This window comes from Thalassoglobus polymorphus (assembly GCF_007744255.1).
In the GTDB taxonomy this organism is placed as follows: domain Bacteria; phylum Planctomycetota; class Planctomycetia; order Planctomycetales; family Planctomycetaceae; genus Thalassoglobus; species Thalassoglobus polymorphus.
Window position 1 is genome coordinate 5,454,027 of sequence record NZ_CP036267.1, and the last position, 15,548, is coordinate 5,469,574.

General features: G+C 51.4%; 9 protein-coding genes. 2 read left to right on the forward strand and 7 right to left on the reverse strand.

Annotated features, from left to right (window positions below; genetic code table 11):
- Positions 1 to 12: 12 nt before the first annotated feature.
- The 3 genes from Mal48_RS19760 to hemG form a co-directional block, all read right to left on the reverse strand.
- Positions 13 to 711: an NADH-quinone oxidoreductase subunit J family protein gene (locus tag Mal48_RS19760; protein ID WP_197441855.1), complete on the reverse strand. Its 699-nt coding sequence runs from the start codon at positions 709 to 711 to the stop codon at positions 13 to 15.
- Positions 711 to 2,114, reverse strand: coding sequence for an NADH-quinone oxidoreductase subunit NuoH (gene nuoH, locus Mal48_RS19765; protein ID WP_145203767.1), 1,404 nt, complete (start codon positions 2,112 to 2,114; stop codon positions 711 to 713). The genes Mal48_RS19760 and nuoH overlap by 1 nt, the downstream gene beginning before the upstream one ends.
- Positions 2,115 to 2,602: 488 nt before the next feature.
- A complete protein-coding gene (gene hemG, locus Mal48_RS19770) occupies positions 2,603 to 4,069 on the reverse strand; it encodes a protoporphyrinogen oxidase (protein WP_145203770.1) in 1,467 nt (488 codons plus the stop codon).
- A 245-nt stretch (positions 4,070 to 4,314) separates the two neighbouring features.
- On the opposite strand from hemG, the gene Mal48_RS19775 reads away from it, so the two are divergent.
- Both Mal48_RS19775 and Mal48_RS19780 read left to right on the forward strand, forming a co-directional pair.
- Positions 4,315 to 5,478 carry a DUF6268 family outer membrane beta-barrel protein gene (locus Mal48_RS19775; RefSeq protein ID WP_145203773.1) on the forward strand — a complete coding sequence of 388 codons (1,164 nt, stop codon included), beginning with the start codon at positions 4,315 to 4,317 and terminating at the stop codon, positions 5,476 to 5,478.
- Between the two features lie 85 nt (positions 5,479 to 5,563).
- Positions 5,564 to 6,589 (forward strand): IS110 family RNA-guided transposase, encoded by a 1,026-nt coding sequence (locus Mal48_RS19780; protein ID WP_145200130.1) that lies wholly within the window; start codon positions 5,564 to 5,566, stop codon positions 6,587 to 6,589.
- A gap of 362 nt (positions 6,590 to 6,951) precedes the next feature.
- Here Mal48_RS19780 and Mal48_RS19785 read toward each other — a convergent pair whose 3' ends face one another.
- The 4 genes from Mal48_RS19785 to Mal48_RS19800 all read right to left on the reverse strand — a co-directional run bounded on the left by Mal48_RS19785 (position 6,952) and on the right by Mal48_RS19800 (position 15,255).
- The gene (locus Mal48_RS19785; RefSeq protein WP_145203776.1) at positions 6,952 to 8,349 is read right to left on the reverse strand and encodes a DUF1501 domain-containing protein; all 1,398 of its coding nucleotides are present in this window, start codon (positions 8,347 to 8,349) and stop codon (positions 6,952 to 6,954) included.
- A gap of 213 nt (positions 8,350 to 8,562) precedes the next feature.
- Positions 8,563 to 10,077 (reverse strand): DUF1501 domain-containing protein, encoded by a 1,515-nt coding sequence (locus Mal48_RS19790; RefSeq protein WP_145203779.1) that lies wholly within the window; start codon positions 10,075 to 10,077, stop codon positions 8,563 to 8,565.
- A gap of 121 nt (positions 10,078 to 10,198) precedes the next feature.
- The gene (locus Mal48_RS19795) at positions 10,199 to 13,870 is read right to left on the reverse strand and encodes a DUF1553 domain-containing protein (protein WP_145203782.1); all 3,672 of its coding nucleotides are present in this window, start codon (positions 13,868 to 13,870) and stop codon (positions 10,199 to 10,201) included.
- A 20-nt stretch (positions 13,871 to 13,890) separates the two neighbouring features.
- Complete coding sequence (locus Mal48_RS19800; protein ID WP_145203785.1) at positions 13,891 to 15,255, reverse strand: right-handed parallel beta-helix repeat-containing protein; 1,365 nt, start codon at positions 15,253 to 15,255, stop codon at positions 13,891 to 13,893.
- Between the last annotated feature and the right edge of the window lie 293 nt (positions 15,256 to 15,548).

The following is a 15,548-nucleotide window of genomic DNA, read 5'->3' on the forward strand; positions in this document are numbered from 1 at the left end:
CCCCCTGCCTAATTAGGCGTCTTGCGCGTCGACACGACGTTTCGCACGAGCCAGATAGGCCGCCCCTACGAGCACCACCAAAAGATGCACGGAGATAATTTCAAATGGCAACAAGTATCCAGTACTGAGAGTTGTCTCACCATGAGCATGGTTGCCAGCTCTCAGATCTTTATCGAATCGAACTCCCAACAAGGCTGTCCCAATACTGCGAGTCGTATTTCCTTGAGTTTCCGGATTGTAACCGTACCGGACCTCTTCACCATGATGCGTATGACCATGCTCATGATCGTGTCCGTGGTCATGGCTGTGTTGATGCTCACGACTTTCACGCAATTGAGCATCAATCTCTGTCAACTTCGCAGTGTTACCTGACCAATCAACTGAGAAAACGGTCGAACTAATCAAAGCTAAAAATGCGAGTCCAATCATTCCGGATTGCACAAGTTCAGCTGGGTTACTCTGAATTGTCTTATACGGCCCACTCGACGTGAGCATCACTCCAAAGATCAACAGGACAACTGTTCCACCAACGTAAATCAACAGTTGGGTTGCACCGACAAAGTCTGCCCCCAAAAGGAAGAACAGAAAAGCGACCGAACTCAATGAAATCACCAACCAGAACGCCATGCGAACCACGTTTTGGCTTAGTACAACGGCAATTGCGCCGCCGCAGGCAATCGCTGCGTACAGATAAAACATGTACTCTGCCATTATTGAGCCCCTCCAGCGTTTGGATTCAGATTGGCGAGTGTGTCTCCAAGATTATTTTCCACGCTTGTGGTCTTCTCTTCTTTATCTGCCTCGACTGGAACAGAACCACCTTTTGATTCTTCCTCAGAAGCAGGCTTTTTGCTTTCCTCGCCAGCAGGTTCACTTTCAACCGGCTCTTCAGCTTCGACAACCACAAGCTGCTGAACAGGAACTCGCTCGCCAATCGCCTCGAAGCTTCCCATCACTGAAATCCGCTGATGCTCACCATGAGTGACTGTTGCAATCACCAGTGGCCACAACACTGACGCCAGGAACAGAAAACAACTCATTGGAAGAAGATACTTTAAACAGGTTGTCATCACCTGATCGATACGTAAACGGGGGAGAGTCCAACGAATCCAAATCTGCACGAAGACCAACAACCCAGCCTTCACAAGCAGCACTTTCATACCGAACACTCGCAGAAGGTAAAGTCCCCCGACTGAGCCTTCAGCCAAAGAGGCAAGACCGTTGTCAATAAACGGAATTCCCGTCCACCATCCGCCAAGGAAGAGAATCGCAGCCAAGGCACTGATAAAGAACATGCTGGCATATTCTGCAAGGAAGAAGAACGACCAACGCATACCGGAATACTCGGTGTGAAAACCACCCACCAATTCACTTTCTGCTTCAGCAAGGTCGAAAGGTGCACGCTTATTACTGGCAAGAGTGACCGTAAAGAACACAAAGAAGGTGAGGAATGTGAACGGACTGTTGAAGATAATCCAGTTCTGCAGTCCACCACTTTGCATTTGTACAATATCACCGAGATTCAAACTCCCAGCAACGACAACAGGAATAACAGCTGTAATCCCTAGCGGAACTTCGTAGCTGACCATCTGTGCCGCTTCACGCATCCCCCCAAACAAGGACCATTTCGAACCGGAAGCATAACCAGCAAGAACAATCCCCAAGACTTCAATCGAAAGCACCGCCAAGGCGATAAACAACCCGATATCCATCACTACAGCCACAAGTCCCTGGCTGAACGGCAAAAACATAAAGGCTGCAAACGAAGCAACGACAACAATATATGGAGCCAAGCGGAACAACATTTTGTCCGCGGCATCAGGAGCAAGATCTTCTTTCTGGATCAGCTTGACGCCATCTGCAAGAGATTGCAGCCAGCCAAACCGACCACCGACTCGCGTCGGTCCCAAACGGTCTTGAATTCGTCCCGCAACTTTTCGTTCAGCCCAAATGAAAACGAACGCGGGCAAGCCGAAGAATAAGCCAACAAGAGTTGTATGGATCAGAGCTGCCCAAACCCCTGCAGGAAGCATGCTGAATACAAGATTCAGCGGCCAAATACTGCCGCTCTCGATCCAGTTTTCAACTGTCGTTGCCAGGAATAGAGAATGCATTAACGGGGCCTGTTTCAATACACGCTGCAATCAAATCGAGACAATCTCTGATTCTTGCAGCATGGGTTCATCGGGTCCATACTTAAAGGAAGGCAAGAGTTATGACAGATGAAGGAATTGACTTCAAGCGACCATCCAACCGTTTCCGGTGTTGAGAAGCGAGTTTCTTGACATCGTGCGGGCTAAGTAAGATTTTCGGACCATTCTCAGTCGACGAAGTTCGCCCGAATTAGAAGCCTCACGAGAGTAGTCAGAACCAGCACTGCCCCCGCCCTGAAGAGCTTGAAGGGAGCGAAAACAGAATCCTTCACTCTCTTTTCCTATCCACTCACAACACGTTTTCACTCGTCTTCACTCGCTGAAACGTCTGTCTCTGATGCCATTTTTCTAGGAAGGGTCAGCTTTGAGTCGTCCTTCCCTGTGATCTTCAACTTGCTCTCAGCTTTCACCGTTCACCAATCAAGCCGAGGTACGATCTGTTTGGGGAATCACTCCGGATTTGAATCCGATTTTTCTTGCGGGGTCACGACAGCCCGCCAGACTGCCTCGGCTGCTTGCTCCCCACTGTGAACACAGTCCGGAATTCCAACGCCATCGAACCCGTTGCCGGACAATCCTAGATTTGGGAATGCGGCTCCCCACTTGCGAATTTCTGCGACTCGATCCAGGTGCCCAACCGTATATTGAGGCATCGCCCGGTTGTAGCGGACCAATCGGAGGAAATCCGGCTCACCCCGAACACCAAGAATCTCTCGTATTTCAGATAAGGCAGATTCAATCACGTCGTCATCTGAGTGTTCGATCTCTTCAGGCTGCATCGCTCCGCCGATAAATGTTCGGAGTATCACCTTCCCTGCAGGTGCTCGACCAGGGAATTTACGACTCAGAAACGAGACTGCCAGGATTCGCCGCTTTTCACGATGAGGAATCACAAGTCCAAACGCATTCAGATCGTGGTCAACATCCTCTTCCCGGTGCCCACTGACAAGAATCGCACTGCTGGCGTACTCGATTTGCCCAAGTGCGTCACTTAATTTGGGGCTCACATCAGTGAGAAGTTCAGAACTCCGGTAAGTCGGCAGTGCGAGGATCAATCCGTCAGCCTCGATTTGTTCACCATTCTTCAAACGTAATGTCCAGCACGGCCCCTGATGATCAATTGATTCGACAGACGCACCAGACCGGAGAGCCACTTGATGTTCAATTTTTTTCTGAAGCTGTTGCAGCAATTCGCTCATGCCCTCTACTGGAGTGGCAAAAAGTCCATATCGAGCCCCACTTGCCTGCTGAGACACTTTCTCCTTGCTCTTCGACTTGCGAAGACCGCGAATCAGGCTTCCATGCTTCCTCTCGAGTTCGATAAACCTGGAGAGCGTCGATTTCAGGCTCAACTTTTCAGGATCAGAAGTGTAAATCCCACCGACCATCGGTTGAACAATTTTATCCAGCAATTCGCGACCGAATCGCCGGCGAACAAAATCCGCCAACGACTCGTCTCGATCATCTGTTTTTCGTGGAATAAAATACTCCATGGCCACGCGTGCTTTCCCCAACGGAGAGAGCAGCGGTGTTTTTATCATCGGCCAGATCTGGCTCGGTGCAAGTAAATTGAAGCCGACCGGCGTGACGACCGTCTTTCCGCGATGAAGAATGAGTGACCTCTGAAACTCGGGATTTGGAGAGATCAATCGGTCCTGCATCCCCAATCGTTTTGTGAGATCGATCGCCCAGGGCTTGTTGGTGATAAAGGAATCGGCGCCAGTCTCGATGGTGTAATCGCCGATCTGCTCGGTTCCGAAGCTTCCACCAAGCCGATCGGACGCATCCAACAGAGTGATATCCATCTGTTCAATAGACTCGCCAGCGAGTTCAACGATGCGATGCGCCGCAGCCAACCCAGTGATCCCACCGCCGACGACGACAATTCGACATTTCTTCTCAGCAGTGAATGGCATTCAACTTCAATCTCGGGCAGGCAGTAAAAGTCTTGCTTCAGCAGCACGCAGGCAAATGCCATTGTTGTAAGCGAGACACCACTCTTCAATCCTGCTGATCAGCAATTCTCGCCAGTAAACTGACGACTTGAGCGTGAACCACCCGGTCACCGTTGACCTCGGGAAACTAGAACAGATAAACGAAGGTTTGTTCTCAACGATCAAAGGCGAGTCTCGCGACACCAGAGTCGACTGTTGTCATTATTATGCACATCACAGGAAACTGGATCATCGGCTGGCTCTGTGTGATTGTCTTTCCGGCAACACTTTGCGCCCAAAATCTGCCTCCATCTCAATTCGCAAATCCACAGACAAACCAAACTCAGCAGCGAGTCCAGCAACTCTATAGTGGAAGCTCTGCGAGGTCTCCCAAACAGGCCATCCTCCAGATTTTGGCAGAGTACGAACAACCTGAGGAAATGCCAGTCCGTACAGCGCAATATCCCATCGACTCGTCGATTGCCGAGGAGACTTACTCCCCAGAGGAATTTGTTCCGCATCCAGAAGTCTACTCAACGACTCCCTACTCACCACCGAATTTGTACGAACCTGGTTCTGCCCAATGCGGTTGTGATGGTATCGAAGATTGCGGCAATCATGCTCCGTTTGGTCTCCAATGGACCAAACATCGGTTCACCACTACGGTCTTACCCGGCTCTGACAGCGGCATGGGGCTGACCACTCTTGATTTACGAACTCAGCTCTCCCTGAAGGACTTCCCGATTGTTCAGGTGACTCCTCGGTTCAGCGCCCACTTCGTCGACGGTCCCGATGTGACAGATGTGCCGAACGAACTTTTCGACTCTGCAGTCGATTTTTCGTTATTTCTTCCCGTCAACGAGCAATGGATTTTCTTAGGAGGAGTTTCTCCGGGATACTTCAGCGATTTCAAAAACTCTTCATCCGACGCATTCCGCGTTACAGGGCGAGCACTCTTTGTCTACAAGAAATCAAAACAGACAACCCTCACGCTGGGAATTGTCTACCTGAATCGAGAAGACGTCAGCGTGTTGCCAGCTGTTGGACTCACTTATATCCCAGAGGAGATCCCGGACTTAAAATTCGAGTTCATGTTCCCCAAGCCGAAAATCTCTTATCGGTTCGAACAATCAGAAAGTCGGGAACGCTGGGTTTATCTCGGCGGGGAACTGGGTGGAGGAACGTGGGCAGTTCAACGGACAAGTGGAGCAAACGATGTCCTCACCTACAGAGACCTCAGACTTGCTGTCGGTTTGGAAGAAAGAATCCTCGACAACTACTCATGGTTCGTTGAAGCAGGCTACGTCTTCAGCCGCGAACTTGAGTACACATCCGGCCCCGACTATGACTTAGACGAGACCGGAATGATTCGCATCGGTTTGGTGTATTAGAGCAGTTTGAAACTATGTAGGAAGTCTCCGTCAATCGGGTATTGTGGAACTGTTTTTTTCACCACCCCGATCTCAGGAGACGACTATGTTTTACGTTGGATTAGACGTTCACACAACACAAATTACGGTTTGCGTCCTCAAGAACAACGGAAAGGTTCACAAGCGATGGACGGTTCGCGAGCTCAAGCAGTTGATCGAAACGCTTTCCAAGCTGACCGAGCCGTTTCAGGTCTGTTTCGAGGCGAGTTGCAATTACGGCTGGCTGTCCGAAGCACTCAAGAAAGTGGCTCTGCGGGTGGTGGTCGCGCATCCCGGACAACTCAGATTGATCTTCAGATCGCACAAGAAGAACGACCGCAACGATGCCGAAAAGCTCGCCAAGCTGTTGTATGTCGATCAACTTCCCGAGGTCCATGTCCCACCCGCCGACGTCCGGGCGTGGCGGGAATTGGTCACCTTCCGCAAGCGAACCATCGAAAAGCGAACCCGAGCCAAGAATGGAATTCGAGCCTTGTTAAGATCATTGGGAATCAAAGCTCCCACGCGACCTGGTCTCTGGACCAAAGCAGGGATGCAGTGGCTCAAAGAACTGACATTCGAACAATCGCTGCTGGCAATAAAACGAGACATACTTGTCCAGGAAATCGATTTTTTGACAACGCAGGTGCAAAGGCTCGAAACCGAATTGAAAAAATTCTCCCGGGACAACCCCGCTGTCTTTCAGCTGCAATCGATTCCGGGAGTTGGTCTGCGAACCGCCGAGACAATGGTCGCATTCATCGACGATCCGCATCGCTTCAAAAGCAGCAAACAGGTGGGAGCCTACTTCGGTCTGGTTCCGACCCAGGATCAATCGTCGGACAAGAACCGCCTGGGACACATCACTCGACAAGGCTCTGCGGCAGCTCGTGCGATGTTGACCGAAGCCGCCTGGCAAGCGATCCGCCGATCGGCAACGGTCCGAGCCTACTTCGAGAGAATTCAACGCGACGATCCGGCACGCAAGAAAATTGCCTTGGTGGCGACGTCACATTACTTGTCACGAGTCATGTGGGCGATGCTCAAACATGGCACACTTTGGAAAGAGGCCGTTCCTGCGGTCAGTGCCTGAGCCCGACTCGAGCTCAGCAAAAGAGACCGTCCCATTCACCACACCATCACCTGGGTCTCAATTTGAGTTGCAGACCCAGGCCAGGGCGAGGCGAAAGGGACTCACGCAAGATCATTTTATAGTAAAATCACAGCAGTAGAGTGTTCAGAGTTTCACGTCGAGATGGAGAGTGGGATTGCAGTTGGATCCCGTGGTAGAGCATGGTCTTCGAGACCGTCAGTTTGAATGGGACCGACCGAATCATGTCTATTGGCGCCTCACTTCGGTGAGTGATGCCGGATGGATGCCTGGAAAATCCCGCAATCGTCTCACTCCCGACTTGACAGAAACTTCCTCATGGATGCTCTACTGTGTGCTGGTAATTAAAAGAGTGCCGTGATCGGGTCACCATCTTCCAGTAAATGGTACGGTCTGCCGAGTTTATCGGTCGCCATCAAGTCGCTGACTCCCATGGAGTGGTACACGGTTCCGGCGATGTTGGCAGGGGTGACGGGGTGATCCAGCGGGTACTCTGCGTAACGGTCACTGGCTCCGTAAGTTTGCCCGCCGCGAATTCCGCCGCCGGCAAGAACATTTGACAAGCAGTGTGTCCAGTGATCGCGACCAGCTCCGACTGCTCCACCTGAACGCGGGTCACCGATTTTTGGTTTGCGTCCCATCTCGCTACTCACCAAAAGTAAAGTCTGATCGAGCAATCCGCGATCCGAGAGATCCTCAATCAAGGCTGAAAATCCACGATCAAATTCCGGAAGCAAGTCATCTTCCAGACATTTGAAGTTGTTGCCGTGGGTGTCCCAACTTCCGGCACTCCGGCACTTCTTCGCTAATCGACGACTGTCACCTTTCCAGAAAACCGTAATGAATGGAACCTCTGCTTCGACCAGCCGACGTGCCAGAAGCAAACCCATTCCGTTGATCGTTTTCCCGTATCGTTCCTGAAGTTTCGGTGACTCCTCAGAGACGTTGAAAGCTTTGGTCGCCTGCGAAGAGAGGATCAGCGAAAGTGCTCGCTGTTGGTGCAGAGTCAGCGTTTCCATCGACGTCGAGCCTTCGAACTGGCGACGGGCGGAATCGACTTCATTGAGAAGTGAAAAACGTGTTGTCATACGCTCAGCAGTAATCCCACCTTCAAGAGAAAGTGAAGGTGCCTGAAACTTGAGCGGCTCTTCCAGCGATCCATTCACGTAGAGTGGATCTTGCTCGACTCCGATTCTGGCTGCGAATTGCCCAGGCCTGGTATACGGAGCTCGACTCGGCATGTGGGGCAGGGTGATCGCATTTGGAAGATTCGGATGCTGCGAAAGTTTTGACGCGGTCACCGATCCCATAAACGGCCAGTCGTCGGGAAACGGCGTTCGATTGTTTCCGAGAGTGATAAATGACTGGTCCGGAATATGTCCGGTCAAGTTGTAGTAGTACCCGGCATGATGATCATTTGTATTCACGGTCGCTCCGACGGAGTTCACAATCGCCAGATGATGAGCCTGTTGGGCCAGCATTGGCAAATGCTCACACAAGGTCACTCCCGGAGCTGAGGTTTGAATCGGTTGAAATGGACCTCGATACTCCAGCGGAGCTTTCGGCTTCATATCCCACATATCAATATGAGATGAGCCGCCGCACAAGAAAAACAGAATCGTCGACTTCGCCTTCCGAGAGGAACGCTCTTCCTTTGATGCCGGGGCTGCAGTGACAGGACGACCAAAAGAAAGCCCGGCAACTCCAAGCCCAGAGGCGACTAAAAACTGGCGACGTTGCATTGTAATTTTCTCAATTCGGAGGTTCGTTCGATTGGAATCTTAAAATTCCGAAGCGACCGTTTCGCCGGACACTTCAAGTGTTCGGTTCACATTTCTGGACACTTCGAGAATATTTTTCTTAATCGTATTCGTCATCTGCCTCGTGGTGAGGTGCTGTACTGTTGCCGATAGCCCTTCTCTGTGGGCACGACAGGCACTGAAAATGAAAACACTCTAAACAAGAATATCTTCAATAACTTTCCCGTGGTCGATATCCAGGCGTTTTCGGCCGGGAATTTCCAATTGTCTGTTGTCCAATCCGAGTAAATGGAGGGTTGTTGCGTGGAGATCAGTAACATAGTGACCTTCTCCCAAGGCATGATACCCCAGTGGATCGGTCTCGCCATGGACATGTCCTTTTTTAATCCCTGCGCCGGCCATCCAAATCGTGAATCCGTTCGGATGATGATCTCGTCCAGTTTTTCCGCCGCCACGTAATTCCAAACCGGGAGTTCTTCCGAATTCGGTGCAGAACACAACGACTGTATCATCCAGCAGGCCGCGTTGTTTCATGTCCGCGATAAAACCTGCAACGGGCTTATCGACACTTTCACACAGTCGAGTGTGGTTTTTCTTCAACTCACGATGCGAGTCCCACGTTCCATAGCCAGATGGGTAAACCTGAACGAATCGTACGCCACGCTCAATGAGTCTTCGCGCCGCCAACAGCTTTTCACCAGCCGCCTTGGTTGAGTCCTTATCCATTCCGTAGAGTTGAGTAGTCGACTCAGTCTCTTTCGCCATGTCGACCGCTTCAGGGACGGCTGACTGCATTCGAAACGCAAGCTCATAGGCTCGAATTCTTGCTCGAAGATCCTGATCATTCGGATACTCAACCGCCGAGAGGGAATTCAATTGATGAATCAGATCATACTCGTGCTGCTGTTGCGCAAACGATTGACTTGCTTGCCGCTTCCCGAACGGCAAAGGATTGTTGGGATCGAGAGCCAATGGAACTCCCGCGTGCTGCGGGCCTAAGTAGAGCGAATCGATCGAAAGCCGCGTGTCCGAGCGAGTCGGTCCTCCCAGCACGACGAACTTCGGTAAGTTCTCGTTGAGAGTCCCCAGTCCATAGTGAGCCCAGGCACCGATGCTTGGCTCTTGAACATCGAGCCGATGTCGACCGGTATGAATCTGGTTTTCAGCTGCGTGGTCATTGTCGGTCGTCCACATGTTGCGAACAAAACTGAGTTCGTCGACTTGTTGAGACAGATACGGCCACCAGTCCGTCACCTCGACACCACATTCACCTCGCTTCTTCCAACCAACCTGCATCGGGTAAATTGTGGGATAAACATCGCGAACGTTGATCTCCTCAGCAGCGACAGATCGAAATCGTTTCTTATGCAAAACAGAATCGACTGGATTCTCAAAAGGCGTTTTATCGAACGTTTTCCCCGCGTACTTATTCAGCGCAGGCTTCGGATCGAATGTTTCGAGATGGCTGTACCCGCCAGAAAGAAAAATCCAGACGACTGACTTCGCCTTGGGGGTAATACTATGAGGAGTTAACTGCGGCGGACTGGAAGCTTGCGTATGAACTGCAGTTTCCTCGGCGCGCAGACGTCCATCTTCTGCGAACATCGCCCCCAGTGCCAAACCGGTAAACCCCATTCCGAAATCGGAAAGGAACATGCGCCGCGACGGTTGGCAACACGCTTCGTGATCATTTTCGTTTGAGTTCATCATGCTTCTCACTGTCCGGTATCAAGCATCGTGCGAATTCATTTGTCGTCTCAATCAAATCTCGAAAAAACCCAGGTCGACAACGTCTGTTTCTCTTCTTGTCACTCGGTCGCAAACTCGCCGCTCATCTGATTGTGATAAAGTCTCCGTGATTGAAAATCGCCCTCACAAGACTCTCTCTCGCAAGGGTGTTGACCTGCTTCTCTTCTGTTGGTTTCGTCAGTTTCACATAGTTGTGAAACGCTGCGTTGCAAAGTTTTAATTCTGCAACCGAAGGAGATCGAGACAGGATTTGCTCGAAGATTTCCTGTGTAAACTGATTGATGTGTTCTTCAGAGGAATCCAGCTGATCGGGATGCTTCTCCTCCCAGCCTTGGACAATCAAAGAACTCATGGAATGAACGGTCTCGCTATTTGTCAAAGCGAGAGCCTGCTGCGGGACGATACTTCGAGTGCGGCGATAGCACTCTTGTCCGTCGGGCGCATCGAAAAGTTCTCCCTGCGTGCTTTTTCCGCCATTTTCAGGGTGCGTGCTGTAGTAAATGCTGCGACGAAAAGTCGTGTACGCGTCTTTGTTCTCCAACTCTTGACCACCTTGGGTGAAGTCCAGTTTCCCGGCAACATGCAGCAAGCTATCGCGAACAACTTCAGATTCCATCCTGCCAGTGTTCATACGCCAGAGATAATGATTCTCCGGATCAAGTTTGATGTTCTGCGTCATGTTGGAAGTGGACGACTGACGCCGAAAGGCATCGCTGGTGACAATCAATCGATGCAGATGCTTCATGCTCCAGTTTGATTCCATCAACTCAACCGCCAGCCAGTCCAGCAGTTCCGGGTGAGTCGGCTCGGCGCCACTTCGCCCGAAGTTATCAACTGTTTCAACGAGTGGCTGATGAAAATGCCGCATCCAAATATGATTGACCGCAACCCGTGCCGTCAGCGGGTTTTCTCGGTCTACGATCCAGGCAGCGAGAGCACTACGACGCCCCGTACTGGTTTTAGGATACAACGGCCCGAGAGGAGAGTAGGTACCGGGCTTTGAATCGGCCTGCTGCGATTCTGCTTGACTCCTTGCGGTCATCGAAGTGGCAAGTTGCGTCCTTGCAGCTTCAACTTCCTTTGCACGTTTTGCATCGCTTTCCGGCTTCGCTTCTGCCATCGCCAAAGCGAGTCGAGCCTGCTGAACCTGAGACTCGGCTCTTTGAATTGTCGCAAGCCGTTCAAGTTCACTGGCATTGCTGGCTTGCTTTTGAATCTCATCTGCGGGAGCGTTTCCGAACTTGGCAGCTTCGGCTGCGATACGGGCCTGCAAACTTGCAAGTTCTGCACGGGCAGCGACCAACTGACTCTCAGCTGCCTGACGTTGGAGTTTCGGGACTTGCGATGCGAGTTGCGCCGCTTCGAGTTCTTGCTGATATTTGTCCAGAGCAGAGTGATTCAGCACTGACGCCGCTATCGATGTCGAGTTCGCTCCGCTGATCGGTGAAATCTCCCAACCATGCTGCCCGACAATCTCTTGACCATCGCGATACTCGGGAGGCTCAAAGTTGAACTTTGCCACAATCTGTGATTCTGAATTAGGAGCAGGGTTTCGAAATGTCAGTTCATCGACCAAAGCCAAACTCCCGGGGCGGGCATCGAAGAAAACGCCTTTTGTGAGATCTCCGATCGGATTCCATCCGTTGAGTGCAATGGGCAGGTCCGCAACGAGGAGTGCCTGATCTGCCACCGATTCAATCGTCAACAGAGCCAAGTCCTCTTTTGTTTGCAGACGAAGTGAAACCCGAAAACGATCCTGTCCATTTTCGAAATCGTATCGCCCCGCTTCGATCTCGCTGAATGACCCAGGTCGATACGAAAGGATGCGACCTTTTTCAAAAGCGACATAGGCAGCTGTCAGTCCCTGAGTGACGTGCTTCGCAAGCTGGAAGTTGAAATGCGAGTCATTCACGATCCGAATTTGAAAATCGATTTCGAACCCATCTGAGAATTCACTCAGAGAAGAGAGCCGATGAAAGACGGTCCTCCGCCCCTTCGTCGCATTGAAGACCAACGATTGATTCCCCACCAATGCAGTCTGCTGAGCCGGCTCATTGAGAGCCTCTTTTGCCTCGCGATACGCCTCTTCAGCTTTGGCAAGACGCAATTTGACATGCTCAGCGAGGCTCGGTTCTGCGGTCGGCAAATTGCTGATTGCAGCGACCGCTTCGTCGATTTTCTTCTGGGCACTCTCGACCAACGTACGCTGAATTTCCAGGTCCTGTCCTGGTGACCAGCCTTGCACTGGCAAGTCGACTGGAGTGATGCTGAGCTGTTGATTCTCATCCAGAAAACCGGGAACACCAGGAGCGATGCTGCCACGACTTTCGTCACGATTTCGTTCATCGCCGCCGGTGTAAAACCATGTCGGAGCCTCCGGGTTTTTGTCAAAAATCGTGACAGCTCCCAGCCGTTCAACCTTTCGTAATGCGCTATAGTCATACTCCTGAAACGGTCCCGGGTCCGCTTCATCCGGAACGCGGTCTTGACGAATGCCGATCGGCTCGAAGAACGCCCGGAATCGGAAGTAATCATCCTGAGAAATCGGATCATATTTGTGGTCGTGACAGTGAGCACAATTGAAAGTCAGACCAAGAAACGCTTTCCCGGTATGTTCAACCGTATTTCGCATCCAATCATTTGGGTTGAGGGCAAACCAGTTTCGAATCAAATACCCGGTCGCGACTGTTTGCTTTTGTTCTCCGCTACGAATTTCATCAGCTGCGAGCATTTCGCTGACCATCTGATCGTAGCCTTTGTCCTCGTTGAGTGAGCGGACAATCCAGTCTCGCCAGCGCCAGATTTGTGGAGCACTATTCCAGACATCAGGGACATGTCGCCGCCCATACCAGTCGCTGTATCTCCAGACATCCATCCAATGCCGCCCCCACCGTTCCCCATAACGAGGATCATCGAGAAGCTGATCGACCACTTTCTCGAAGGCATCTTCTGAAGTGTCGTCCAGAAATTTTCGCAGTTCATCACGTGTTGGCGGAATTCCAATGAGATCAAGATATAGCCGCCGCAACTGAACTTCTTGACTTGCGAGTGAGACAGGTTCAAGTCCCTGCGTCTTGTGCGCGGCTGAAAGATAGACGTCGATCGGATTCAATCCAGCAGCTTGCTCCTGATCCGAAAACTGTCGGGAGCGGACCGGTTTCAGAAATGCCCAGTGAGAATCGGGGTCAGCTTCGGGTTGTTCATCTTCTGGGGATTTTGCCCCACTCGCGATCCAGGATTGGATCATTGCAATTTGCTCCGCCGGCAGCGGTTCACCCTCGGGGGGCATGCGATCAAAATCCTCTTTTGAGGAAATCCGCTCGACCAGCGTTGAATGTTGAGGCTGATCCATGGTCACGATCTGACCGTTTTCACTTCCTTTGCGGATCAACAGACCGGTATCAAGCCGCAAGCCCGATTCCTGTTTCAATGCCCCATGGCAGGCATAGCAGCGGGCTTGAAGAATCGGCTTGATGTCCCGAACGTAATCGACCGGACGATCTTCTCCGCGAACAGACACGGGAAAGAGAATCATTGCCAACAAGCAACTGAATGCAGTTCGCGCAATCACTGACGACCTTCTCCCTCGCAGATAGCTCGTTCCACACATTAACCCACCGGGCAAGGCTGTTCCCGAAGTCCGCGTACAGCCGTGGTACTTGTGTAGCTGAGCAATATGTCGCGTGCTGAAAATCATGCTTTGCCCATGACGGTCTAAATGAAGTCTGTTTTTCCCGGCGAGAACATGACTCATGAACTCGCCGGGCTGCTCTCTTAAACGCTGCGCTGGTCGACGAGTTCTGAGGCGAACCCTTCGAACGAATTCTCTTTCAGGACGATCTCACCGACCTGCGCGCCGATACGAATTCCGGAACGGTTCATCTTCTGACGAGTTTCGCGCAGGGTGTTTCCGACAATACGGACAGCTTTGGTTTTGCCTGTCACATCAATCGCAACTCCGGCATCGCCGCCACTGTTTTCAATCCTGTTTCCTTCAAGCAAGTTCCGATTCGCCCAGAAGTCCTGACCGCGAGGATCGTCACGGAACAGAACGCCAATCTCACCACTGTTCGTAATCGTGTTGTTCCGGATGATGTTGTCAGTATCGCAATGACCAATCGAAATCCCGAATCGGCGGTTTTCATGAATCGAATTATTTTCCGCTAACCCGTACTTCACCCCCCAGCACCAGAAGATCCCCTGACTATTATTGTCCAGTCGGTTATTTCGAATGAGCGGGCGTTGTGATCCTGAACCTGGGTGAACTCCCAGATCGTTGTTGTCATGTGAATGACAATTTTCGACGACCACATCATGGCAAATCTGAAAGCTGATGCCGTCGCCGTTGTAGTTTCTTGATGTCACATTGCGGAACGTGTAGCGATTGCAGTCTTGAAGAAAGATGCCTCCGCCGTAGTTGCCGTTGAAATTTTCGTTGTTCTTTCCGTTTCCATCGAGCGTAATATCCTCGATCAAAACATCAGAGGTCCGCTCACTTGTCAAAAGCGGAAACAGCGACGAACAGGTCGGCTTGCCGGTCAACCAAAGATTCTCGCGAAGACCATCGCTCAGCTTGAAGCGATTTCCCGACCGGGCGATCAATGTCCGCTTGATCACAATTTGCCCACCGTGGCTTGGATTTTTGGCTCGCAACGCGATGCCATCTCCAACTTGGAACCCGAGAGACTTCTTCAACGAAATCTCCTGATCGTACCAGTCCGAGTCGTCACTCAGCCCAACGGTTTCAGAAGGGATCTTCGTAAGAATTGAATCGTCACCGGAACCGAGCAGCCGAACCTTCGACGGCAAGTGAACCGCATTGCGAAGAATGTATTTCCCAGGCAACACTTTGACAGTTCCCCCACCCATGCGAGCGACCGAGTCGAGCGCCGCTTGAAGAACTTTGTCGCTGTTGCCGACAAGATCAGCCTTTGAGTGTCCAGCTTCCTGAGGATGCCCCACAGTGATTTGAAACTTCTCGTCCCAGTTCGGTTCGTAGCGATCATCGCCATCGGTCGCACGAGGATTGGTCACAGCAGGCCGACCGTCTGCCCAAACCCGCGACGCAAGAAGCCCTCCAACACAGACTCCGCCAACAGAGCGAAGAAAACGACGACGGCTCGATATAGAATCACTCATACCGCTAACCCTGCTGCCACTTTCCGAGACACCAATTCAAATGAAATTCCAGAAAGGATCATACACAACAACGAGGGCTTATGGGAATTCCATTTCAACTTTCCGAAGAATCAGCGACATAAATTGGTGTTCCATTTACAATGAAGCGGAGATAGGGACTGTGATGTCGGGATCGTCACCAATCGCGACGATGGAGACTTCGCAGAGAAGCCCAGAGAGTTCAATGACCAGATGCCCTCAGTCAGGGAAATGCACGAGACCACCGGAAGAAGCAAGCCGGAAGAAGCAAGATT